Origin of the sequence: Pseudomonas yamanorum (genome assembly GCF_013386765.1) — a bacterium.
In the GTDB taxonomy this organism is placed as follows: Bacteria; Pseudomonadota; Gammaproteobacteria; order Pseudomonadales; family Pseudomonadaceae; genus Aquipseudomonas; species Aquipseudomonas yamanorum_A.
Genome location: NZ_JACARE010000052.1, coordinates 59,769 through 83,109 on the forward strand (window position 1 = coordinate 59,769; position 23,341 = coordinate 83,109).

Annotated in this window: 25 protein-coding genes and 1 tRNA gene; 14 read left to right on the forward strand and 12 right to left on the reverse strand. The window is 58.8% G+C overall.

Annotated features, from left to right (window positions below; translation table 11 throughout):
* Nucleotides 1–6 precede the first annotated feature (6 nt).
* Nucleotides 7–369 (forward strand): transcriptional regulator, encoded by a 363-nt coding sequence (locus tag HX875_RS29555; RefSeq protein ID WP_177048233.1) that lies wholly within the window; start codon nt 7–9, stop codon nt 367–369.
* Here the strand turns inward: HX875_RS29555 and sctU are convergent.
* The 11 genes from sctU to sctW all read right to left on the reverse strand — a co-directional run bounded on the left by sctU (nt 366) and on the right by sctW (nt 10,589).
* Nucleotides 366–1,463, reverse strand: a complete 1,098-nt coding sequence (gene sctU / locus HX875_RS29560) for a type III secretion system export apparatus subunit SctU (RefSeq protein ID WP_177048205.1) — start codon at nt 1,461–1,463, stop codon at nt 366–368. The two genes, HX875_RS29555 and sctU, sit on opposite strands and share 4 nt — an antisense overlap.
* Nucleotides 1,460–2,248 (reverse strand): type III secretion system export apparatus subunit SctT, encoded by a 789-nt coding sequence (sctT, locus tag HX875_RS29565; RefSeq protein ID WP_177048207.1) that lies wholly within the window; start codon nt 2,246–2,248, stop codon nt 1,460–1,462. The genes sctU and sctT overlap by 4 nt, the downstream gene beginning before the upstream one ends.
* A gap of 10 nt (nt 2,249–2,258) precedes the next feature.
* Nucleotides 2,259–2,522 carry a type III secretion system export apparatus subunit SctS gene (sctS, locus tag HX875_RS29570; protein ID WP_177048209.1) on the reverse strand — a complete coding sequence of 88 codons (264 nt, stop codon included), beginning with the start codon at nt 2,520–2,522 and terminating at the stop codon, nt 2,259–2,261.
* 7 nt (nt 2,523–2,529) lie between these two features.
* Nucleotides 2,530–3,183, reverse strand: a complete 654-nt coding sequence (gene sctR, locus HX875_RS29575; RefSeq protein WP_177048211.1) for a type III secretion system export apparatus subunit SctR — start codon at nt 3,181–3,183, stop codon at nt 2,530–2,532.
* Nucleotides 3,180–4,202, reverse strand: a complete 1,023-nt coding sequence (locus HX875_RS29580; RefSeq protein ID WP_177048213.1) for a FliM/FliN family flagellar motor switch protein — start codon at nt 4,200–4,202, stop codon at nt 3,180–3,182. Before HX875_RS29580 ends, sctR begins: the two co-directional genes overlap by 4 nt.
* Complete coding sequence (locus HX875_RS29585) at nt 4,199–4,657, reverse strand: type III secretion system HrpP C-terminal domain-containing protein (protein WP_177048215.1); 459 nt, start codon at nt 4,655–4,657, stop codon at nt 4,199–4,201. The genes HX875_RS29580 and HX875_RS29585 overlap by 4 nt, the downstream gene beginning before the upstream one ends.
* Entirely contained in the window at nt 4,654–5,082 is a 429-nt protein-coding gene (gene sctO, locus HX875_RS29590; protein WP_177048217.1) for a type III secretion system stalk subunit SctO, read from the reverse strand. Before sctO ends, HX875_RS29585 begins: the two co-directional genes overlap by 4 nt.
* Complete coding sequence (locus HX875_RS29595) at nt 5,069–6,427, reverse strand: FliI/YscN family ATPase (RefSeq protein ID WP_177048219.1); 1,359 nt, start codon at nt 6,425–6,427, stop codon at nt 5,069–5,071. Before HX875_RS29595 ends, sctO begins: the two co-directional genes overlap by 14 nt.
* The gene (locus tag HX875_RS29600) at nt 6,424–7,317 is read right to left on the reverse strand and encodes an FHA domain-containing protein (RefSeq protein ID WP_177048235.1); all 894 of its coding nucleotides are present in this window, start codon (nt 7,315–7,317) and stop codon (nt 6,424–6,426) included. The genes HX875_RS29595 and HX875_RS29600 overlap by 4 nt, the downstream gene beginning before the upstream one ends.
* 84 nt (nt 7,318–7,401) lie before the next feature.
* Nucleotides 7,402–9,498, reverse strand: coding sequence for a type III secretion system export apparatus subunit SctV (gene sctV / locus HX875_RS29605; RefSeq protein ID WP_177048220.1), 2,097 nt, complete (start codon nt 9,496–9,498; stop codon nt 7,402–7,404).
* Complete coding sequence (gene sctW / locus HX875_RS29610; protein WP_177048222.1) at nt 9,495–10,589, reverse strand: type III secretion system gatekeeper subunit SctW; 1,095 nt, start codon at nt 10,587–10,589, stop codon at nt 9,495–9,497. Before sctW ends, sctV begins: the two co-directional genes overlap by 4 nt.
* A gap of 263 nt (nt 10,590–10,852) precedes the next feature.
* Here sctW and HX875_RS29615 point away from each other — a divergent pair, with 263 nt between their 5' ends.
* Nucleotides 10,853–11,404, forward strand: coding sequence for an RNA polymerase sigma factor (locus HX875_RS29615; RefSeq protein WP_177048223.1), 552 nt, complete (start codon nt 10,853–10,855; stop codon nt 11,402–11,404).
* Between the two features lie 108 nt (nt 11,405–11,512).
* Here HX875_RS29615 and HX875_RS29620 read toward each other — a convergent pair whose 3' ends face one another.
* Nucleotides 11,513–12,730, reverse strand: a complete 1,218-nt coding sequence (locus HX875_RS29620) for an MFS transporter (protein WP_169387095.1) — start codon at nt 12,728–12,730, stop codon at nt 11,513–11,515.
* Nucleotides 12,731–13,153: 423 nt separating this feature from the next.
* Here HX875_RS29620 and HX875_RS29625 point away from each other — a divergent pair, with 423 nt between their 5' ends.
* The 12 genes from HX875_RS29625 (at nt 13,154) to HX875_RS29680 (ending at nt 23,026) form a co-directional block, all read left to right on the forward strand.
* Nucleotides 13,154–13,474 (forward strand): DUF6124 family protein, encoded by a 321-nt coding sequence (locus tag HX875_RS29625; protein ID WP_010177056.1) that lies wholly within the window; start codon nt 13,154–13,156, stop codon nt 13,472–13,474.
* 481 nt (nt 13,475–13,955) lie between these two features.
* Nucleotides 13,956–14,276 (forward strand): DUF6124 family protein, encoded by a 321-nt coding sequence (locus HX875_RS29630; RefSeq protein ID WP_010177056.1) that lies wholly within the window; start codon nt 13,956–13,958, stop codon nt 14,274–14,276.
* A gap of 255 nt (nt 14,277–14,531) precedes the next feature.
* A tRNA-Met gene (locus tag HX875_RS29635) sits at nt 14,532–14,608 on the forward strand.
* Between the two features lie 166 nt (nt 14,609–14,774).
* Nucleotides 14,775–16,016, forward strand: coding sequence for a tyrosine-type recombinase/integrase (locus tag HX875_RS29640; protein ID WP_177048224.1), 1,242 nt, complete (start codon nt 14,775–14,777; stop codon nt 16,014–16,016).
* Nucleotides 16,017–16,262: 246 nt separating this feature from the next.
* Nucleotides 16,263–17,207 carry a hypothetical protein gene (locus HX875_RS29645; RefSeq protein WP_177048225.1) on the forward strand — a complete coding sequence of 315 codons (945 nt, stop codon included), beginning with the start codon at nt 16,263–16,265 and terminating at the stop codon, nt 17,205–17,207.
* Between the two features lie 82 nt (nt 17,208–17,289).
* Nucleotides 17,290–17,544, forward strand: coding sequence for a helix-turn-helix transcriptional regulator (locus HX875_RS29650; protein WP_026078127.1), 255 nt, complete (start codon nt 17,290–17,292; stop codon nt 17,542–17,544).
* Nucleotides 17,541–17,846 (forward strand): hypothetical protein, encoded by a 306-nt coding sequence (locus HX875_RS29655; protein ID WP_177048226.1) that lies wholly within the window; start codon nt 17,541–17,543, stop codon nt 17,844–17,846. The genes HX875_RS29650 and HX875_RS29655 overlap by 4 nt, the downstream gene beginning before the upstream one ends.
* Before the next feature lie 530 nt (nt 17,847–18,376).
* Nucleotides 18,377–18,661: a hypothetical protein gene (locus tag HX875_RS29660; RefSeq protein WP_003175982.1), complete on the forward strand. Its 285-nt coding sequence runs from the start codon at nt 18,377–18,379 to the stop codon at nt 18,659–18,661.
* Complete coding sequence (locus HX875_RS29665; protein ID WP_042945258.1) at nt 18,658–18,930, forward strand: DUF3077 domain-containing protein; 273 nt, start codon at nt 18,658–18,660, stop codon at nt 18,928–18,930. The genes HX875_RS29660 and HX875_RS29665 overlap by 4 nt, the downstream gene beginning before the upstream one ends.
* Nucleotides 18,927–21,815 (forward strand): DUF927 domain-containing protein, encoded by a 2,889-nt coding sequence (locus tag HX875_RS29670; RefSeq protein WP_177048227.1) that lies wholly within the window; start codon nt 18,927–18,929, stop codon nt 21,813–21,815. Before HX875_RS29665 ends, HX875_RS29670 begins: the two co-directional genes overlap by 4 nt.
* A 95-nt stretch (nt 21,816–21,910) precedes the next feature.
* Nucleotides 21,911–22,753, forward strand: coding sequence for a chromosome segregation protein SMC (locus HX875_RS29675; RefSeq protein WP_177048228.1), 843 nt, complete (start codon nt 21,911–21,913; stop codon nt 22,751–22,753).
* A gap of 93 nt (nt 22,754–22,846) precedes the next feature.
* On the forward strand, nt 22,847–23,026 hold the full coding sequence (locus HX875_RS29680) for a hypothetical protein (protein WP_177048237.1): 180 nt from the start codon (nt 22,847–22,849) through the stop codon (nt 23,024–23,026).
* The last annotated feature ends 315 nt before the right edge of the window (nt 23,027–23,341 follow it).

A 23,341-nucleotide genomic window follows, 5' to 3' on the forward strand; every position in this document is an offset into this window, starting at 1 on the left:
ACCATGATGGGACTGCCCAACGATGCTTCGCATCGCCAGGTATTCCTGAATGACCTGGTGGGCGGCAACAACGCCCACCTGTCTCTCAGCCCTGGCATAGGCGTGTGCCGCTTAAAAGCCGGTGACAAACCTGGACTGGCTTTGCAGTTTGACCTTGGGGCGCTGAGCGCCGGACAGTTGGAACGGGTGCTGGAGCGGCGTTTTGAACAGGCGCTGGCGTTTGACGGCTACTTTGTCTATCTCGATGCCAGGGGAGCCCTGGTGATCTGGCACACGCTGCCAGCAGATGGAGAGGCGGCGGATGACATCATCAGCACCCTGCTTTCACTGGCTAACCTGGAAGCGCTGGACGTGCACCGCCACCGTTAACGCTGTTCAAGTTCCGGCAACTCCAGCGTCTCACGCTTGGCCTCATCGTCGAGCTCACGCAGGGTGCGGTAGATGAACGCTACCGCCTGTAACGCCTCCCGGGGAATGTTCGCCCCGAGCTTTTTCTCGTACAGCATGCGCGCCAGCCACACACACTGGATCACCGGTACATCGGCTGCCTTGGCCCGGTCAATCAGTTTACGGGCCTCGGCATCCGTGCCTTTATCCACCAGCAGCGGCAGCGGCGTTTTACCCGGCCGGTAGTACAGCGCGACGGCATAGTGCGTCGGGTTGACCACCAACATGTCAGACTCTTCCAGCTTGGGCAGCTTGACCTTGGGTTCCTCCTGGGCCAGCTGCATGGCCAGCGACCGGCGCTGCCCCTTGACGTGAGGGTCGCCTTCCATATCTTTGTATTCCTTGACCACCTCCACCTGAGTCATGCGCATGCTCTTGGCAAAGAAGTGCTTCTGCAACGCCATGTCGATCAGCGCCAGCACCAGCAGCAAACCCAGGCACATGTGCAACAGATGGCGGAACAGGATGATCAACGCGAGGATGTAACTCTGCAGGTCGCTGGTGGCCAGGTTGATCAAGGCGCTCAATGACGGGCCGATCACCACGTACAAGATCACCCCAAGCATCAGCGCCTTGGCCACCCCCATCAACAGGTTCATCACTGACTTGGCAGAGAACATCTGCTTGACCTGGCTGAGTGGGTTGAGACGGCTGAAATTCAGCTTCAGGCTTTCCGGCGCAAACAGGAAACCGAACTGCATCCAGCCGCTGATCAACTTCACCGTGATCGCCACCCCGGCCATCAGCAAGGCGAAGGAAAAAAACACGATCAAGCCTTCCGTCAGCACTTCCTCCAGCGCCCGCACAAAGGGCTGCCCGAAACGTGACATGGGCATCACCATCAATTGCTGGAAGCGCTGCATACTGGGTTCGGCAGTGAACAACGCGATTTCGCTGAGGGCGGTCAACACCAGTAGCTTGCCGACGTCCTGGCTTTGGGCGACCTGGCCCTTCTGGCGCTGATCCTTGAGTTTCTTGGGCGTGGCCGCGTGTTTTTTCTCACCCGAATCACTCATGGTGCCGAGCTCCCGAACATCAGTCCCAGGGAATGCTTGAGGTCTGCCAACTGCGCCATGCGTTCGACGATCAAATCCTGCAGCAGCGGGAAGTACAGCAGCAGGATACCTAGCCCCACCAGGCTCTTGACCGGCGTGGCCAGGGTAGAAACCTGCAGTTGCGGGCTGTACAGCCCCAACACGGCGAAACCGAATTCCAGAAACAACAGCACCGCAATAAACGGCGCGGCGTACAGCATCATGTGGGTAAAGGTATCGCCGAGCACACCGAGGAAAACACTGAACCCATTGATTGCCGGCAGCGGCAACCAGGCGGTTGGCGGCCAGATCAGGTAGCTGTCCCAGATCACCTGGGTCAGCACGCTCAGGCCCAGGACCGCGATCAGCAGGTAAATCACCAACTGTTTGAACAGGTGGCCGATGGGGGTGGCATCCGGGCCCAGCGACGGGTTGAGTTGGCCGCCCGCCAAGGCGCCACGCTGGTTATCCAGCAGGGCACCCACCGACTCGAACATCCAGAACGGCATCGCCAACAGGGTCCCCAGTAAAAACCCCAGGGCCGCTTCCTTGAGTACCAGGCCGCTGATCATCAGTGCGGAGTAATCCTGGCCGGCCATTGCAGCATGGATACCGGGAGCCGGGATCAGCGCCATGACCATCACGATGACGTGCCGAAGCATGCCTTTTATGTGTTGGAAACAAAACGCCGGCACCAGAATCGCGACAGGATAAATGCGCGCCATGGCCACCAGCAGGCTGGGCAAATATTCGAGATAAAGCAGCAAATCTGTTCCCTCAGTTCAATGCCGAACGGGCAATCATGTCGAACATCAGGTTGATCAGCTGGATCAGCTCCAGGCCGATCCAGCGGCCGGTCATCACCAGCGTGATCCCCACCGCCACCAGCTTGATGCCAAAGGGCAGCGTCTGGTCCTGTATCTGCATCAGGGCCTGCACCAGGGACGTCAACACACCAACGACCACCGCCACGATCAGCGGCGGCGCCGACAGCACCACCACCAGCAACATGCCCTGCTTGAACAGCACGATCGGTTCCATAGGTCACTCAGAGGTAAGAAAGGAACAGGCTGTCGAGCAACCGCGACCACCCGGAAACCATCACGAACAACAACAGTTTGAGCGGCAGGGAAATGGTCATGGGCGAGACCATTTGCATCCCCAGGGCCAACAGCAGGTTGGACACAATCAGGTCGATGACGATGAACGGGATGTAGATCAGGAAGCCGATCTCGAACCCCGCCTGCAGTTGCGAAAGCACAAAGGCCGGGACTAACAGGATCAAGTCTTCCCGCTGAGTGCTCTGCGCCATTTCAGGCGGCCACATGCGCGCGGTGTTTTCCAGCAGGTGGGTCAACACATCCGCATCGGTGTTGCGCAACATGAACGCGCGCAACGGCTGTATGGCTTCATATCCGGTATCCATGAGCGTTTGTACGTTGCTCATGTCCACCGGCGCGGCCTTGACGTTCTGGGCAATCTGATAGCCAACGGGCGCCATGATGAACAGTGTGGCAGCCAGCGCGATTCCATTGATCGCCATGCTCGGCGGCACCTGCTGCACGCCAATGGCGTTACGGGTGATCATCAGCACAATCACGATCTTCAAGAACGAGGTGCAGATGATCAACAGCATCGGCATCAACGACAATGCGCCGAGGAAAACAGCAAGGACAAGGGGGTCAATCCCCTGAAACGTCATCGGGAAAAAATCACGCGAGATAACTGCAGCCCGAGTCGACCGTCCACCTCGACCAGTTGCCCCTGGCCAATAGGCCGGTCACCGTAATAGAGCCCGGCCATGCCGGGCGCGTACCCGGAGATGCCCAACACCGCACCGGGGGCGAGATTGCGCAGTTCTCCCAGGGTCAAGGCAAGGGTTCCACAACGCACATTCAGCGCCATGCTCAACTCATCAAACGGCTCGTGGCCGAAAACATCCACTACCGGTTCATCCAACTCAGGCCCTGCATCCCCTGAGTAGTCCTGTGTTGCAAAATCTTCGTCCATGGACGTTTCCTCAATCGAAACAAGCGTCAGGCACAACGGCCCGGATTCATCGTCAATACACCCGTGCAGCCGGTACCTGCCGACGTGCAGGTGCCCGTTACCCTGCACATCGAAAAAGGGCTGCTCAAGCATCACCACGTCACCGGCCCGTACACTGCGCAAACGCGTGATGGGCAACCTCAGGCGCCCCAGGGTCACCGCCACTGCCAACTGGAACGAAGCCGGCAAGGGCCCCGCTATCGAATGCCAGGGACCGGCCTCGCACAGTGCCAGCAAGCTCTCTGGCGTCAGCCACAGATAACCCACGACACGGGACGGTCCCAACGTCACCGTGAAGCGACAACCGAAGTTCAGTTTCCGGGGCGCCGGCAGCAACCGCAGGAAGCCGAACAGCGCACGCACCTGCGGGCTCAGGTGGTGCTGGAACAACTCCCAAAACCACGAATCCGGGTCGTTACCAGCCTCGGCCAGTGTCACCGGGCACTCCCCCAGCAGGCTGAACAGCGGCCCCGGTTCGGCGAAGGCCAGCACTCCGCTGGCGCTCTCGAAAAACAGCGGCTTGACACCTGCCGGGGCACGACCCGGCTCCATCAACAACTCACCGCCCTGCCCCGCGACCTGAAACGCCATGCGCAAGCCGCAACCCAGCTTGCGCCGCGCTGCGACGTTGGCCCCGCTGACCACCGGCAGGGTTAAAACCGGCATGATCACGCAGGGTCCACATGCACAAGGTGCACGTTGACAGGCTGCGACAACGCGCCGGCCAGCCCGTCCTCAAGGTGCTGGCGCACGCCAGGCAGCCAGCGCGCAGTTCGCTCTTCCTCCGCGTCCAGCTCAACGTTCCAGGCACCCTGCTCGCGGCGCACACAGGCGTTGATCCGCCCAAGGCGCGGCAGGTAAAGCACTGCCTGCAAAGGCCACTGAACAGCCGCCTGTATCCGCGGTACCAACTGCTCGGTCATGGCCGCGATCATCGCGGCCTGGGTTGACGCGGGGGCTCCCGGCAGGGAAGAGCCGTAACCGCCTTCCTCATTATCATTGCCAAACAGCTGGGCAAATAACCGTCCGTGCTCCCAAGGCACGATCGCCCCCGGGCCGGGTTCACGTTCATCCCGAGGCTCACGCAAACGCGGGCGCTCTGGCTTGCTCACTGGAACTTGCGTCATGTTTCTTCCTGCGTCGTTTCTTCTTGCGCCAACAAAATGGATAACTCCTGGAGTTTCTCGACCTCGCGCAAGCATTGGGTAACCTGCTTCTGCGCGCTGTCGATGTGGGTCAACTGCTCGTCGCGCTGACCGTGCAGTTCGCGTAACTGCCCCTCTTCACGGCGAGTGTCGGCGGACAACGTGCGCTCCTCGGCATTCCAGGACTTGATGTCGCGGAACGAGATCACCTGGCCTTGGTGCTTGCCCAACAACTCGGCGGTTTTCCGTGCTTCGTCCAACCGGGTTTGTTCAAGGGCATCGCCTGCCTGCTGGATTTCCAGAAGCAGCGCTTGCTGCTGCCGTTTGGCCGCACGCAACGCACGCTCGGCCCGGTCAGCCCGATGCTTGCGCAAACGCCGCAAGGTATCGATTTCAGAAAGGGACATCGGTGGTCAACTCCATCAGTTGGTCCAGGGTCGCCGCCAGCGGCGCGGGCTCCCGCAGGTCCTGGCGCAGAAACCCATCGACTGCCTGGCGGCTGTTCACCGCAAGATCGGTCAGGGCATCACTGCCGGGTTGGTACTCACCCAACTTGAGCATCAGCTCGATCTGCTGGTAGGCCGACAACAAACGCCGCAAGGCGGTGCCGGCCTGGATATGCTCGGGGGACGCAACGTTGCTTAAAATCCGCGAAAGGCTGGCCAGTACGTCAACCGCCGGGTAATGGCCACGCTCGGCCAGCTTGCGTGACAACACGATGTGGCCGTCGAGCAGGGAGCGCACTTCATCCGCTACCGGGTCATTCATCGAGTCCTGCTCGATCAGCACGGTGTAGATGGCGGTGATCACTCCGTCGCGGGTCAAGCCCGCCCGCTCCACCAGGCGCGGCATCAGGCTGTAGACCGACGGTGGCAAGCCGCCACGGCCCAGGGGCTCGCCAGCAGCCAGGCCGATTTCACGCTGGGCCCGGGCAAAACGGGTCAAGGAGTCAATCAGCAGCAATACCCGCTTGCCCTTGCGCCGGAACCCTTCGGCCAGCGCTGTTGCGGTGAAGGCCGCGCGGGCGCGCTCCATGCTTGAGCGATCGGAGGTTGCACACACCAGCACCGCCTTGGCGCGCAATTGATCATCCAGTTCGTGGTCGAGAAATTCCCGCAACTCACGGCCGCGCTCCCCAATCAGCCCGAACACGATCACATCACACTCGACGTTGCGCGCGATCTCGGCCAACAAGGTGGTCTTGCCACAACCGGCACCGGCGAACAGGCCGACGCGCTGCCCTTCTCCCAGCGTGATCAGCCCATCGATCGAACGTACGCCGGTGGACAACGCCCGGTTGATCCTGGGGCGTTCGGTGGGCAATGGCGCCTCACACAACACCGTGCTCGCACCGGGTGTGTCGTCCTCCACAAAGGCGCTGGGGCCGTCGCCCGCAATCGGTCGCCCAAAACCATCGAGAACCTGGCCCAGCAATTCATCGCTGACTCGCACCCGATGGGGCACGCCCAAACGTTGCACACTGGCCCCCACGCGCACGCCCTCAAGATTGCCCAGGGCACTGAGCACGGCGTCCTGCTGGTCGAACCCGATGATCTCGGCCAGCATATATTCGCCGGCAGACTTTTCGATCTGGCACAGATCGCCGATGCACGCCTGGGGCAGCCGGCATTGCAGCAACATGCCATTGACGCGCTGGACACGGCCGCGCATCGCCACCGGCGCAAAGTTGGCCAGCGTACTCGACTGGCGTTGCTCCCAGGCCTCAAGACGGGCTTGCAGGTCCTGGGTCACCAGCGCACCTCAAAGCGTTGCTGGCCGTCAAAGACCACTTTGGTGTTATCGATCAGCACCAGTCGCAAGCCATCCATTTCATCGCCGACAAACAGCCGGTTACCCTGCTCCAGAACCACGTGACCGTTAGGCCCGCCGACGATCTGCAGAATCTTGAACGGCAGCGTTGAGTCGCGCAGCTTGACCCGGCTGATCACCGGCACCGCCGTATCAAACTGTTCGCCAAACCGGCTGAGCATGCGCGATACCAACTCCACATCGTCCTGGGAAACATGGCCATCGAGCAGCACCTGGCCGTTGACCAACTGAAGGCTGATGCGGTTGATCAGCTCGCGCTCATTAAGCATCTTCAGCAATTGCTGGCGGACATCGTAAGGCGAGCCCAGCTCGTTTTTCCGGACCATCGGTGGCATCAGCGATGCCTGTGCCTCACGCTCACCCGTAGAGGCCATGCCCAGCGCCGTGATGATGACGGCAACCACGACCGCGAGGCTTATCAACCGTTTCTGCTGCGATCCCGAAATAGAAGAAAGCTTCAGCGTGGCAGGCGCCTCGACCGGTGGTGTGGGCGCTTGACGCACAGGCGCCTGGGGCCAGGGTTGATCGGCACGGGCGACGCAGAGCCGAACCTTGCCAATCGAAAACGTTGCATTGAGTGCCAGGTCAGCAATCTGTGCCAGGATCAGGCCATCGGCATCCTGCACCACCCCTTCCTCGGCCTGCACCGACCAGCGCTGCTCAATACATTGCAACCGCACATGGCGCTCGGCAATGCCCGGATCGTATAGCGCGAGGTCCGCGTCCGGGTGCGCACCTATGCTCCACTGCTCGCCGAACAACGGTAACGCGGCCCCCTGGTGCGAACCATCGAGTACCCGTAGCTCAAACATCATCAGGCCTCATGGCGGCGCGAGACAGCCTGCCCCACGCAGCACCGTCCGATGCAAGCCCGCGCACAATCGCCAAAAACGTGCTCATGCCACGGCTCCACGCAGCAGATCGTCCTGAGCCAGGTCAAACCGTCCGAGCACCTTGACCTTGGACGAACTGCCCAACTCGGCAAACGACAACACCGGCACATGGTTGAACTCTTCCAGCAACAGCGTACGCAAGGGGCTGCGCAAGTCTTGGGCGACCAACAGCACGCGTTTGCTCTTGGCACGCACGTTGAAGGCCTGCTTGAGCAAGTTCACCAGTGCCGCGCTGCTTTCATTGTCGAGGGAAAAGAACACCCCGGTCTGAGTCTGGCGCAGCGCCTCGCGCAGGATATTTTCGGTATGGGGTGAGAGCAGCCAGGCATGCAGGCCATCGGCTTCACTGTACTGGTGCAGAATCTGCGACTTGAGGGCGATTCGCGCATAGTCGGCCAGGGCGTCCGGTTCACGCTCATGCTGGCCGTACTCGATCAACGACTCGACAATCAACCGCACAGCCCGCAACGGAACGCCCTCGCTGGCCAGGCGCTGCAACACGGACGAAAAGCGCGACAGCGGCATGATCCGCTGCAGTTCCTGGACCAGTTCCGGCTGGTTGAACTCGAGCCAGCTGAGAATCGACTTGCTCTCCTGAATCCCGAGAAACTGCGGCCCACTGAGCATCATCGCCCGCTCCATGCGCTCAAGGATCAATTCATGGGCGGTATGGCGTTCAAGCTGTGCATCGTCGAGCAACGGATCATCGGCGGCCAACCATACCCAGCCCTGTTCGTCACGCTCCGACAGCCCCTGGGCACCTTCTTGTGGTTCGGCGCCCAGTGCTGCCAGCTCAACCGCTATCCGATCACCAAGCGTAGCCCTGACCATCGGCACTTCATGCACGCAAAAGCGCAACTCATCGTCAGGCAGCGACGGCGCGAATTCAACCTCGAACGGCGGCAGCGTCAAGCCAACCTGGGCGACCAGGCGATTACGGATCTGGCGAATCCCGTGGATGATTTCTTCCGCCTTGCCAGTCCCCTGCAAGTGCGACGAAAACTGCAACAGGTAAGGTCGCGACGGGTCAAAACCGCGCAGGTCCTCATCACCGTTTTTGTCCGCAGGCAAGACGTCAGCCGCCTTGTCGGGAGGCGCTTCCTGCCGTTGGCGCTGGCGCATGAGGTAGTAACCGAGGGAACCTGTCATCAGGGAAATGAGGATAAAGACCACCGTCGGCATCCCCGGAAGCGCCGCGAAAGCCAGCATGCCGATCGAAGCAATCATCCAGCTCTTGGGCTCACTGGTCATTTGCCGGGCGATTTCGGCGCCCATGTTATTGGCTCCTTTATTGCGCCCGGACGGCGCTACACGAGTAATGATCATGCCGGCCGTCAGGGAGATCAGCAGCGCAGGAATCTGCGCAATCAGGCCGTCACCAATCGTCAGTACCGAATACAACGCCATGGAGTCGCCGGCGCTCATGCCGTGCTGGAACATGCCGGTGCTGAACCCGCCCAGCAAGTTGATCACCACGATGATCAGCCCGGCCACGGCATCGCCCTTGACGAATTTCATGGCCCCGTCCATCGCGCCGAACAGCTGGCTCTCGCGGGACAACTGCTCGCGCTTGTCACGCGCCTGCTCGCCATCGATCAGGCCGGCACGCAAGTCACTGTCGATGGACATTTGCTTGCCGGGCATCGCATCCAGGCTGAAGCGCGCCGCCACTTCCGCGACGCGTTCCGAGCCCTTGGTAATCACCAGGAAGTTGACGATGGTCAGGATCATGAAGATCACCAACCCCACCGCCAGGTTACCCCCCACCACGAAGTTGCCGAAGGCTTCCACAATGTCGCCGGCGTCCTGCTCCAGCAGGATCAGGCGCGTGGTCGCAATCGACAACGCCAGGCGAAACATGGTGGTCAGCAGCAGGATCGACGGAAACGAGGAAAACGCCAGCGGCCCTGGCAGGTACAGCGCCAGCACGATCAGCAGGCACGAAATGCAAATGTTCACGGCAATCAGGATATCCACCAGCCAGGTCGGCAACGGCACGATAAAGATGAACACAATGCCCATGATCACGACCGCACCCAGCACCTCGGCGCGTTGTGCAACCTTGAGCAGTATCGTGTTGATTGCCCGCAATGCACTCATGGATGGTTGCTCGGCCACGCACCGACGTGCCGGAAACCTCGCTCACTGAGCGCGTACTCATCCATCACCACCATAAAACCCAGCAGGGCTTCCTGGCGCCCCTTGCTGTCGCGCCACAAGGCCAGGGGCAAGCTCCCGAACACGGGATAGAGGGTATTGAGCGACACCACCTGGTCGGATAGCGCCGCGCCACCCAACTCACTGGCCAGGCGCTGAATCTCGGCAGGCGCGATGCCCGTGCTCACGTACCCCAATAAACGCTGCAGCAGCGCGACGGCGTCCCGATCAATACCGGGAGGCAAGGCGACCAGTCGATCAATCAACCCCTGGCAACTCGCCAAGACACTGCCCAGTTGACCGCAACTGCGCAAACCCAACAGCAAGGTGCGCAATTGAGCGGTAGGCAGCGAGGGACTATAGGCCGCAATGTCGTCCGCCAGGGCCCGGCGCATCAACTTCAACCCGTGGCCAAACTCATCGCCACCGAACAACCCCAACAACGCCTGCATCATGCTGGCCAATGATTGCCGGGCGACCACGCTGGCGTAATACACATTGCGCACTGCCTGGCGCAAGTTCGGGTCATCACTGTTTGCCTGCAAGGCCAGCGCGATATTCAAGCCCGCCTGGATCTGCGGCTTAAAACGGATTTCCAGCCGGGCCAGGGCATCGCTGGCCAGGGCGGCCTCGTTAGTGCGCGCTTCGGCCTGCGCCTGCGCAGCCACCTGCTTGAGCACGACAAACGTACGGGCCGGGTCGTTTCCTGTCAGGTCCAGCAACTTGTCGATGCTGGGCCTGAGCAACAGTTGAACCCTGACGTTACGCGCGATGGTCGCCAGTGTTGCTTGAGCCGGATGGCCCAGTTGCTCATAGAGTTGGGCCAACTGCTGCACGGGCGTCACGCGCGTCCCCAATTGACGCCGACCCAAGCCCCTGCTGTTGAGTTCGACCTCCTGACTGAACAGCGCCGCGAGATCATCAACGGCCGATGCCGCAGGCGACTGGCGAACTGGCTGGCTATCAATGCTCGCTGGAACAGGCTGATCCGAGCGCTGGCTTTTCTGCACATCAAAGTTGGGATCGAGTTTCATGAAGATGCCTGCACAGGAAGTTTCGTTTCCTTGTGTGGCAGGCAACCCCGTTACGGTTCCATCTTTATCGGCGATACCGGGGCTTGCGAAAAAGTCGGCACAAACCCGCGCCGGCTTGTGCAAGCCCTTGCACAAAAAACCACTGAAACAAGATATTTATCTATAAATATCAAATAGTTACAGGAATTAATCGTTTGGCACAGGCAGTGCTAACAGGGTTCCCGTCGAAATTATTTCGACCGTGTCTACCCTGAGGAAAAATCATGGATATCCCTATCGATGTTTTAGTTCACCTTACACCTGACCCGCACCGCTCCATCCAGAACCTATCGGAAGAACACCACAAGAAACTCCGACGGTTCATTCATAAACGCGTGCTCAATCCAGAAGATGCAGACGATATTCTGCAGCTGACGTACCTGGAAGCCTGGCGCAACAGGGACCGCTTCAGCGGCCAGGCCACCCTCAGCACATGGATGTGCGGGATTGCCCAGAACCTGATCCGCAACCACTTTCGGCGCATGTACGCCAAACCGGTGCATTGCGAGTTCGATGAAGCGCTGTGGCATGGGCAAGAAGACAACAACAACCTGGACTGGCAATTCGAGGTCAACCGCAAGCTCGAAAGAACCCTGCGGGCAATCACGAATTTGCCACTGGAAATGCGTAAAACCCTTTACGCCTCACTGGAAACCGACGGCAGTTACCAGGACACCGCCGACGCCATGGACATCCCCATTGGCACCGTGCGCTCACGGTTATCCCGTGCGCGCGAACAGTTGAAGCGAGCCACCTACAACCCACTGCAGCCGTAAATCAGGGCACCGACGTAACGCCGATACCCTTTGCAGGAGCAACTGATTTACCCGTTTGATGCAAGCGTTGGGCAGCAAGGATATCTGCCCGACTCGATTGGCTTGAAGTCAGGCCTTTTTGGTACGCGGCAACAGAATCGCCAACACCCCGAACAGCGGCAGGAACGAGCACAGCGTGTACACGTACTCGATGCCGTGGATGTCTGCCAGGTGCCCCAGCAGCGCCGCACCAATCCCGCCAAAACCGAACATCAGACCGAAGAACACCCCGGCGATCATTCCCACATTGCCCGGCACCAACTCCTGCGCGTACACCACAATCGCCGAGAACGCCGAGGCCAGGATAAAGCCGATCACCACACTCAGGATGCTCGTCCAGAACAGGTCCACATGGGGCAAGATCAGGGTGAACGGCGCAACGCCGAGGATCGAGAACCAGATCACCGCCTTACGACCGATCTTGTCGCCAATCGGCCCGCCAAAGAACGTACCCGCCGCCACCGCGCCCAGAAACAGGAACAGATGCAGCTGGGAACTGGCCACCGACAGGTCGAACTTCTCGATCAGGTAGAAGGTGAAGTAACTGGTGAAACTGGCCATGTAGAAGTACTTGGAAAACACCAGCAGGCCCAGCACCACCAGCGCGCTCAGCACCCGGCCCTTGGACAGGCCATGAGTGGCCGCCTGGCCTTGCTTGAGCTTGAACAGGTTCAAGTGGTTGGCGTACCAACGGCTGATCGCATACAGCACAAACAACGCAAACACCGCGAACAGGCCGAACCAGGCCACATTGCCCTGGCCGAACGGAATGATGATCGCCGCCGCCAGCAACGGGCCAAAGGCCGAGCCGGCGTTACCGCCCACCTGGAAGGTCGACTGCGCCAGACCATAACGCCCGCCCGACGCCAGGCGCGCCACGCGGGAGGCTTCCGGGTGGAAGGTCGACGACCCGATACCAATCAACCCCGCCGCCAGCAGGATCAACGGGAAGCTGCCCACCTGAGACATCATCAAGATGCCCACCAGTGTGCAGATCATCCCGCAGGGCAGCAGGTACGGCTTGGGATGGCGGTCGGTGTAATAACCCACCCATGGCTGCAACAGGGATGCGGTGAGCTGGAACGTGAGGGTGATCAGGCCGACCTGGGTGAACGTCAGGCCGTAATTGGCCTTGAGCATCGGGTAGATCGAAGGCAGTACCGACTGGATCAAGTCATTGATCAAATGCGCCAGCGCCACCGCGCCGATCACACGCATCACCAACGGGCTGGTTTGCCCGGCAGCAGGCGTCGTAGCCACGGAGGGTTGGGAATTGCTCAGAGCCATGGGAGGTTTTCCGTACAGCAGATGGATGCACAGGTGCAGGTGCGACAATGTGCCACTTTTGGGGGCAGGAAGGCTATCCCGTTAGCAGGCTAACGACTAGATGAATCGATGCAGCGGTCATGGTTTGTAAAGGGCCAGCAAGATGAATCCCTTTAATTTGCGGGACGTTTCCTAGAGAATCTTTCGGCCTTGTGCCTGTTGAAACCGCTGGCTAGTCTTCGGTCCGTCGCTGCTCATCAGCGATCGGGTTTAGTCGCTCGGTATTAATAGGCGCATGCTTTCATGAGGTTTCATGGTGGCTGTGCGCAGGGCGCCCTCGGGTGCGCCGGACTTTGCCTATTTGCCGGTCGACTAACCTGCGTACAGCCGCCACCCTTCGTTTAGTCGCGAAGGACCGGCTCCATAGGTAATAGGAGCTACACCATGTTCAAGATCGTCCCCGATCCACCCCGTGACCAAGCCAAAGACCGCGCCGCCTTCAACCGAGCGCTCGACCACTACCTGCCGACCGATCCGCCGCAACCGTCGACGAACTTCTACGCCATCAGCGACGACATCAGCTTCGAAGACTCCCTGCTCTACACCGCCGACCTGCTGCACAGCGCCTCGGCCACCGCGCTCGACTGCGGCGAACAGCTGCAAAGCCCAGAGCGTGCCAAAGTCCTCGCCGTATGGCACCTGCTGGAAATCGCCAAGGCCATGGTCGACCGCTCGATAGAGTGCCTGCACCCGCGCAAAACCTGACACGCGGACTCCAGAACGCCGCGGATCAAATGTGGGAGCGGGCTTGCTCGCGAATGCGGTGGATCAGCCAATAACTCTGTTGACTGACACACCGCATTCGCGAGCAAGCCCGCTCCCACCTTTTGATCTTGATCGTTCCTACGCTCTGAACTGCCCCCTGGCGCATGGCGCTCAATGGTTTGTAAAGAGCCAGCAAGATGAATCCCTTTAATTTGCGGGACGTTTCCTAGAGAATCTTTCGGCCTTGTGCCTGGGGGAGTCGGTGGCTAGTCTTCGGTCCGTCGCTGGTTTTCAGTGATCGGGTTTAGCAGCCTGAACTCAATAGGCACATGTTTTACGGCACCGTTTTATGGTGGCTGTGCGTGGGGCACCTTCGGGTGCGCCGGTTTTCCTATTGACTGGTCTGCTAACCCGCGTACAGCCGCCACCCTACGTTTAGCAGCGGAGGTGGCAGCTTCTTCAGGTCAATAGGAGCTACACCATGTTCAAGATCGTCCCCGATCCACCCCGTGACCAAGCCAAAGACCGCGCCGCCTTCAACCGAGCGCTCGACCACTACTTGCCGACCGACCCGCCGCAACCGTCGACGAACTTCTACGCCATCAGCGACGACATCAGCTTCGAAGACTCGCTGCTCTACACCGCCGACCTGCTGCACAGCGCCTCGGCCACCGCGCTCGACTGCGGCGAACAGCTGCAAAGCCCCGAACGCGCCAAAGTCCTCGCCGTATGGCACCTGCTGGAAATCGCCAAAGCAATGGTCGACCGCTCGATAGAGTGCCTGCACCCGCGCAAAACCTGACGACTAACACCGAACAAATGTGGGAGCTGGCTTGCCTGCGATGGCATCACCCCGGTGCCACTGATAGACCGAGGCGCCTGTATCGCAGGCAAGCCAGCTCCCACAGAAGATTTATGTTGATCTTAAGAAAGGTGAAAACCCCAGGCCACTCGTCGCCTTGCCAGGTGTTTCCCGTTAAACAGTTGATAGCGTAGATAAATTTTCAAAAAAAGCGCTTGACGCATTCACGTTCTCCGCGAATAATGCGCGCCACTTGGCTACATAGCTCAGTTGGTTAGAGCATAGCATTCATAATGCTGGGGTCCGGGGTTCAAGTCCCTGTGTAGCCACCAAGTACCGATCCATAGATGTCTACAGCAGTCTATGAATCACCTCAAGAAGCCCGCCTCGTGCGGGTTTTCTTGTTTCTGGCTGTTCATCTCTATCTACCCCTATCCTTCCCCACCGTGTATGCCCACGTGTATGCTTCATAAATAATTGAACTGAAGGCATACAAGGATGAAACGCACAGATATTAAGCGGCGCCCTCTCGCTGACACTACGCTTTCCAGCCTGGAGCCTGAGGCAGGGGCATACCGCGAGCTAGACAGCCCAGGGCTATATTTCAGGGTCAAGCCGAACGGCCAAAAGTCTTGGGAGTTACGCTACAAGAAGCCAGACGGCAAATGGTCGTGGCTTGGCCTTGGCGGCTATCCGGAAGTGGGCGGTGCTTTCGCTCGGCAGAAAGCGGCTGATCTACGCGCCGACGCATCGGAAGGTAAGAACCCGATCACATCCAAGAAAGCTCGCCAAGCCGCCGAGATCGATGCAGCCAACGATACCTTTGAAGCATTGGCAAGGGAGTGGCACACGTCTCGCTTGAGCGGCTGGGATGCTGGTACGGCCAAAAGGATACTTGGCGCACTTGAACGCCATGTATTCCCCTCGCTCGGTAAACGCCCCTACACCTCTATCATGTCGATGGAGTGGATGGAGCTATTGAGAGGGCTTGAACGTCAGGGGATTCTGGAGCAGATGAGCCGTGTGAGGGCCTACTGTAAAGATATCTATGACCTGGCTCGCGTAACAGGCAGAGCCGTCAACAATCCGTTGGAGGGTGTGCATAAATTTTTGTCCTCGGGAAAGGCAGAGAACTATGCCCACGTTTCCCCCGATGAGCTTCCGGGGTTACTTCGAGCGATACGCTCCTACCCGCACGCCAAAGATGTTCAGCTCGGCCTGAGGCTGTTGACCCTGATGGCTGTACGCCCCAGCGAACTCCGAGAGGCACAATGGGTTGAGTTCGATTTCGATAAGAAGCTCTGGACCGTTCCAGTCGAGCGCAAGGGTCGCAAGAAAGGTCGTGAGCACCTGGTGCCACTATGCACTCAAGCAGTGGAAGCACTATTAGAGCTTCGGCAACTAACCGGCGCTTACTCACTCCTGTTTCCAGGTAGAAGCGACCGCACCAAACCCCGCAGCGATACCGTGTTCCTAATGGCACTAAGACGCCTTGGTTACGAGGGGCGCCAGACCGGCCATGGCTTCCGCCACATCGCCAGTACGATCCTCAACGAGCACGGATATCCAGCTGACCATATCGAGGCCCAACTCAGCCACAAGGCACAAGGTGTTCGAGGGATTTACAACAAGGCTCAGTACCTTGAGCAGCGCACACAGATGATGCAATGGTACGCCGACCATCTCGATTCCCTAGAGGCCGGCAATGTAGTGCAAGGTCAATTTGGGAAGGCAGTGTGAATCCGTTACCCCTATACCCCTTCAAAAATGGTGTTACGGGTGTTACGCGCGTTACAAACACCGTTAACCAATTGTTTTTATTGACGATATTTGGCGTTACACGCACTACAAAACTTCTGCGCACCACGTGTTACATCGAGCAGTCGTGTTACAGAAAGGCCACGCCCGCAACTCTGCTGGCATTGGCGCTTCCACCTGCAAATCGCTGTAACAGCCTATCGACTTCGGGGCGGCGGGGAGATCTAAATGGACTTTGAGCGGGGCTTCGAGCCAGAAGAGCTCGAACTCGAAATCGCAGGCTTCGACGTAACGTGCCTGGTGTGGGATCAGGACGACGTTGAGGCAGCCGTTCGCAGCCTTGTACTGTTTCCGCAGTTCAACGAACACTTCAGAGATGCCTTTGATCTGATCAACACGGCTACCTCGTTCTGGCTTGATGAGGGCTCCTACGCTCCGTGTGCAGAGTCGGTAACAAAAGCCCTTTATCGACTTCGCGATCCCATTAGCGAGCATGCCAGTTATGCAGAGGCAGGCTCATTGCCCAATGTCATTCGACGGTTTCTTAGGGTGAGTCATTCCGCAGCAGACTCACAGCTTGCGGCTACCTTTGCCCTGGTAATGGGAATGCAGGCTGTGGAGACGCTTGCAAATTGGCTGTTCGACCTTGAGCTCACCACTTACGACATTGATGCAGACCTGATAGAGCAGCTGAAACATGACTCACCCCGCCAGTACCTTGCCCTGATCGAAAAAGAGCGGGACCGCAGTAGCGGAAACGAAATCCGAGCACGAGAAGACTTCGCTACGTTGCTAGGAGAGGCGAACCAGGCACTATTAATGGCAAGCCTTTATCGCCAAATAGAGCAGATGGATGTGTCCAAGAAAGGCTTCAACACATCAAGCCTGATGCATCGAATTCTAAACGACGCCTTTTCCACAAAGGCGACGAAGAGAGGCCAGGAAGCAGGCAAGGGCAACCGTAATCCCAGCTCAAAAATACAGTCAGACACCATGGATAGAAGGGCAAAAATTAAGGCAGCAGCTGAGCAAATCATTAGCGGCAGGAAAAGTGAGAAGCGCAATCTCACCGATGCTGAACTGACCAATCTGCTTTTCGACCAGTCGGTTCATGGCACAAAAAAAACCATTCGAGAGCATTTGACCGCTCTAGGCCTTAGACCTCTGAAATAAAAAAGGGAGCGGACACAGTCCACTCCCCCTCCCCTGCGTAGCGTATGACCCGTTGTCTCAATTAACAAAGGGTTAGCTCGCTATGACTACCGTATTAAAAGCAATTCCCTCGCATGATCCCTCAATGACCCTCATCCGCATGCCCGAGGTCATTTCAATCGTAGGGCTCGCACGCCCGACTATCTACAAGCTGATGCGTCAACCTGAAAGCGGATTCCCGTTGCCGGTAAAGCTGAGTAACAGCAATGCTCGAAGCGCTCCGGTTGCGTGGGTATTGGGAGAAGTTCAGGCATGGACTCGCGCACGCATCGCAGCCCGCGATCAGGTGGCAGCATGAAAATTCGAGCTGCCAATAGGGCCATTTTGCAGCCCTTCTCTGTACTCAGAAAAGTCGGTTTCTCGTCACGCTGGATGCAACGTTTTGAGCGCCACCGTACAGAGCAAAAACGCCTGAACCGGGACGTGATGGTGATGCGATGGGCAGATGGCATCTGGTGCGCGTTGTCAGTTCCCTGCCAAGCCCCGCAAGCAATCATCGTCGACGAAGGCCAACAAATCGGCGCCTACGAAGATGCACGCGCCTGCCTCGAAAGCGACTTCTTGCCTTTTGTTTCCCTGCGTTGGGAAGTCCATGCCTGAAATGAAAACGCCCCCGGCGGCAACCGGAGGCGTTGAGGTAAATCTACATGCCTGATCAATTTATGCCGCATCGAAAAAATCCGCAAGTGATCCGCACAGTTGCACTTTCAAAAACCGGGCGTTACTCTCTGGCCGTCGCTGCAAATTCAGCGACCGGGTTTGGCGACCCGGATAGAAAAGGCGCACAGGCGCCCCCATTACGATTGCAGGCGCTTTTTTTGTGCCCGCATTCCTATTTTATGGTGGCTGTGCGTGGGAGACCTTCGGGTCTGCCGGGTTCCTTTTCCCCGGTTCGCCAACCTGCGCACAGCTGCCACCCTAATTCGTTTGGCGACGATCAGTGGCAGCTCCTACACAGAAAAGGAGCTACACCACATGCACGCCCTCAATCCGTCCAAAATTCGCGCTGCTGCTCATCGAGCAATGGCTCTCGCCGCTTTACACGCCAATTCCAGTCTCGCTACACGCCTTTCCCGTTACAACGCCCATATGTCCAAGGCTCGCGCCCTGGAAGCCGCAGGGGGTGCCCAATGAGCATGCTCCCAGGCTTCTCACTGCCCGAGGATCTGCTATGCGTCAGCCAGGACGCTGAAGCCGGTATTCCCATCGATGCCATCACCTGCGCCCTGGACCGAGCCGATTCAGTCCTGATGCTGCTGGAAGATCATTTAGACGGCGATAAACCCGTACTCTCCAACCGCGTGCTGTCATCCGTTATTTGGGACGTGCGCGGCACCTTGGGCTTGATCAAAACACTCGCCTTGTACGGTGACGCCTCCTCTGTGCCAATGGGCCAGAAAGGCGGTGCACTGTGAACACTGCCACTACTCTGGGGCGTGCCGAGTTCTCGTGTGCCAACGACACCCACCAGAAGTTATTTCGAGTGAATGCAGGCGTGCCCCTTGAGGATGCGCTTGAAGCAATTTCACTGTTTCAGCACTACGCCAATCAACTGACCCTCGATGCTGCCATGAGTAACGAGGGCGAGCGTTTCAGTTGGCCGGCGTTCTACCTGGGCGAGATGGCAAAAGCACTGATCGATGACGTCAACGATGCGCTGTATGCAACGAGGACAGCACCATGACTCAGCGCACCGGCAACACCTCAAAACGTCCCAGCTTTGCCGACGTAAAAATCGCTGCCCTGAAGAACATCGACCGCGTGCTTGCTCAATGGCTGCCGAACGGCAAACGCGTCGACGGCGGCAAGGAATACACAGCACCAAACCCCACGCGCACGGACAAACGTGCAGGCTCACTCAAGGTCAATTTGAGCAAAGGCACCTGGGCGGATTTTGCCACCGGCGATAAGGGCGGTGACCTGATCGACCTGGTGCGCTACATCGACGGCGGCACGGACGTTGAGGCCTGCAAAAAGCTGGCGGATCTGCTCAATGTTACCGCTGGCTCTGCGACTGCCAAAAGCGCACCGATCAAACCCACAGCGCCCGAGTGGATCGCGATTCAGCCGATCCCGGTCGAGGCCAAGAACAAGTGCCCTGCCAAACACCGGCAACACGGTGTTCCGTCCAAGGTGTGGATCTATCGCGATGCGCAGGGCCAACCGGTCATGGCGCTGTATCGCTTCGACCTAGGCCCGGATGAAGGCGGAAAACCGCGAAAGGTCTTTGCGCCGTTGACCTGGTGCAAACGCTCCGATGGACAAGCCACACAATGGCGCTGGCAAGGCCTGCCTGAGCCTAGGCCATTGCTGCGCCTGGATGAGCTGGTACAGCGCACCGATGCGCCTGTGGTGTTGTGTGAAGGCGAGAAGGCTGCTGACGCCGCCACTGAACTAATGCCCGACCACGTAGCCACGTGCTGGCCGAACGGCTCCAATTCTTGGCACAAAGCCGACCTGACGCCACTCAAAGGGCGAACGGTGCTGCTATGGCCGGATAACGATGCCAGCGGCAAGACCTGCATGGACGCCGTTGAGCTTAAGCTGATTGAGCTGGGCGCCGCGTCAGTGCAACGAATCTCGCTCGACGTGTTCAAGCTCAAGCCCAGCAGCAAAGGAGGCAAGCCGACACTCGTCAAAGGTGGAAAATGGGCTGACGGCGACGATGCAGCAGACGCATTAGCCAAAGGCTGGACCGCTGGGCACGTCGCCGAGCTGGTGCGCAGCGGTGAGTTTTTCGGCAGCGCCGCTGAGCCAACTGAACCCCGAGAACAGGCGGCCAAGGCGCCCGCCAAACGCCCCGCGAAATCGAAAAATGATCTGTTGCCAGGCGGCTTTCGCCTGACGCCTGAAGGGGTGTTTTATTCCGGCGATGATGGCGAGGCGCGCCCCGTTTGTTCGTCTCTCGAAATCATCGCTCGCACTCGCGACGACAAGGGCCACAACTGGGGTTTGTTGGTCGAGTTCGATGACCCGGACGGCGCCAAAAAACGCTGGAACATTCCGGCACGAACTATGACCGGCGACTTCGGCAAAGACGTACTCGGCCCCTTGGTAGACATGGGTCTGCGCCTTGCAGGAAGTCGATCAGGGCGCAACGCACGCAATGACCTGCAGAGTTACCTCGGCGGCTTCGATAGCGCCCAGCGCGCACGTTTGGTGACGCGCTTGGGCTGGCACGACAAGGCCTTCCTTCTGCCCGAACAACAGATCGGCTCGCACGCCGAGCATCTGCATTTTTATGAGGCCGGTGCCCAGTTGCCACCGATCAGCGAGGCGGGCTCTCTGGAGCAGTGGCAGCAGCAAATCGGCGCGCTGTGCGTCGGCAATCACCGCTTGGCGTTTGTCGTCTCTGTGGCCTTTGCGGGGCCTCTGCTTAACCTGCTCGGGCATGAGTCGGGCGGCTTTCACCTCTATGGCGACAGCTCCGGGGGCAAGACCACTCACTTGCAGGTCGCTGCCTCGGTCTATGGCGGGCCGCGCCTGGTGCGCTCGTGGCGCTCGACGGATAACGCTTTGGAGTCCATCGCCGCCGCACACTCAGACGGTCTCCTGGTACTGGATGAAATCGGCATGTGCGACCCGCGCATCATTGGCGAAACGGTGTACATGCTCGGCAACGGCACCGGTAAGGCTCGGGCGAATGATCGAGGACAAGCGGGCCGACAGGTGCAGGAGTGGCGCTTGCTGTTTCTCTCGACCGGCGAGAAGACATTGGCGCAACACATGGCAGACGCCAACAAGGAGCTGAAAGCCGGTATGGAGGTGCGCATGCTCGCCGTGCCTGCGGATGCCAGCAAAGGCCTCGGGATGTTCGATGTGCTGAACGGTTTTGAGGACGCTGCCGCCCTCTCCGATACGCTCAAAGCCCGTGTAGCCAAATACTACGGCACTCCCCTCACCGCTTTCCTGCACGCACTGTGCGCGCCAGGAGAAATGCTCAGATGGACGGTGATCATTCGCCGCACAGTAGAGCAGTTCATCACCCAAAACCTGCCTGCATCGGCCAGTGGTCAGGCGCAGCGTGCCGCCCTTCGCTTTGGGCTCGCAGCAGCGGCCGGTGAGTTGGCCACCGCCTTCGGCGTCACTGGCTGGCCGGACGGTACAGCCACGACTGCCGCACGGGTATGCCTGCATGCGTGGCTAGCTGAGAGGGGCGGCGCCGGTAATTTCGAGGGCGATGCGATTTTGGCGCGACTAAGACAGGTCATCGAGCGCTTTGGAGAAAGCCGCTTTACCCGCTGGGAATCTGCCGCCGCCAAGATCGATGAGCACGGCCCACGCACGATTGATCGGCTGGGCTTTCGTAAGACGATGGAACACGGCATGGGCGATGCCCTGCACACCACCAACACCTATTACGTGCTGCCTGAAGCTTGGAGGGCCGAGATCTTTAAGGGAATGAACATCAGCGCGGTGAACAAGGAGTTGCTGCAACGTGGCGTGCTTGAGCCGGGAACGGACGGCAAGGCGTCCAGCTTGATTCGGCTACCTGGGTTGGGACCTCAACGCTGCTATGTGGTGAAGACAGTTCCAGGAACGGATGAAGGCGAGGCCAAGGCTGCCTGATGGCATGCCTGCTGATCGAGGTAGCGCCGGCTCATTCCCGGCCTCGCCAGCCAATCAACCATCCCCATCAAACGTAATGCTCAGAGACAACACAGATGAACACAATCCAAGACCTGAAAGACCGCCGTGCCAAACTGACCGTCGAAATGGAGAGCCTTCAACTTGAACTAGGCCCCCTCGAGGCAGAGCTAGAGAATCCCGAGGGCATGGCGAGAGGCCGAGAAAGCACCGTTCGCAGTGAAATCAGCACTCGTAACATCCGCATCAACTCTCTAGAACGTCAAATCGAGGCGCTGGATCGTGGAGTTAATCGCCAAGAGACGCTCGCGGATCGTGAAAACATAGCAGCAGGCTATATCAGTGATATGGCGAACTGGAAAGCCGACGAGATGGAACTCAATGAAAAACGCAACAGCATTGAGACCCGGTTACAGCAGGTCCGCCAAAGCGCTCAGGAAGACATTGCAAAGGCTCGACAAGCGGAAACGGACGCAGCAACCGCTTATGCGCAGGCTGTAGCCTGGGGCGATGTGGAGGGCGAGAAAGCCGCAAACTCGGAAGCTCAAAAGGCAGCTAAAAATCTCTCGACGGCGGTTGAGCATCACCGCCGCCAACAACTGCTGATCACCGCGCTGGACCAAGAGCTTGTGACGATTGATCTGCATATCAAGGAGGCACAGACAGAACGCGCCAAGATCGAGAACAAAGCGGCTCACCTGGCGAACACTGTGCTGGAAGAACAGTGGAACGAGGCTGCGAAAGCACTTCTGGAGACCGGAGGCAAGCTGTGGGCTGCACGAAAACTGATTAGCCTGGATCCGGTTTCGCTGCTGAAGCTGCACATTCCTGAGCAAGGTGAAAACTTCGGAAGCTGGACCTCTCGAGAACTTGCAGACCGCTCACATCAACACAGCCTGCTTGACCTGTTGGCGGCGTAATCTGAACCCTCCCCGAAGCAACCGGCGAGGGTCGGCTGCTTCGGGCCAAATGTAGGCCTTTCCATGAACAAACCACCACAGAACAACGCTCAGATGCCTGATTATCTAAAAGCCCGGAAGCTGCATTTGAACGGGATAATTGTCGTTTTGGCCGGCCTGAAAAAGCTCAATGCAAGAGCAAACAAAGCCACTAAGGTAGAGACACTCACGATTGACGCAATCAAGGCAGAGCTTGATTTCATTGACGTCCAACTCAAAAGAAAGGGAGGGTGATGAAGAAGCGGAAACCTAAGAAGCTTCCATCTTGCTACATCCCTCCATTACAAAGAACACGCCAGATTTTTCGGCTTTTGGTCTGTGGCGTTGCTAGCGTATGACCGCTTCCGGCCAATAGCAGCCACTTATGAGCGACTTCTATCGACCCATAGCGGACGGCCCCAACAGTCTGCTTGCGTTCATAAGCGGACGTTTGGAAGCGACCGCTACCGGCCCAGAGTGTGTAAAAACGCGCCGCCCGTGCATCAGCGCGTCGTTACACACTCCGGGCCGGTAGCGGTCGCCTCCAAACGTCCGCTTATGAACGCAAGC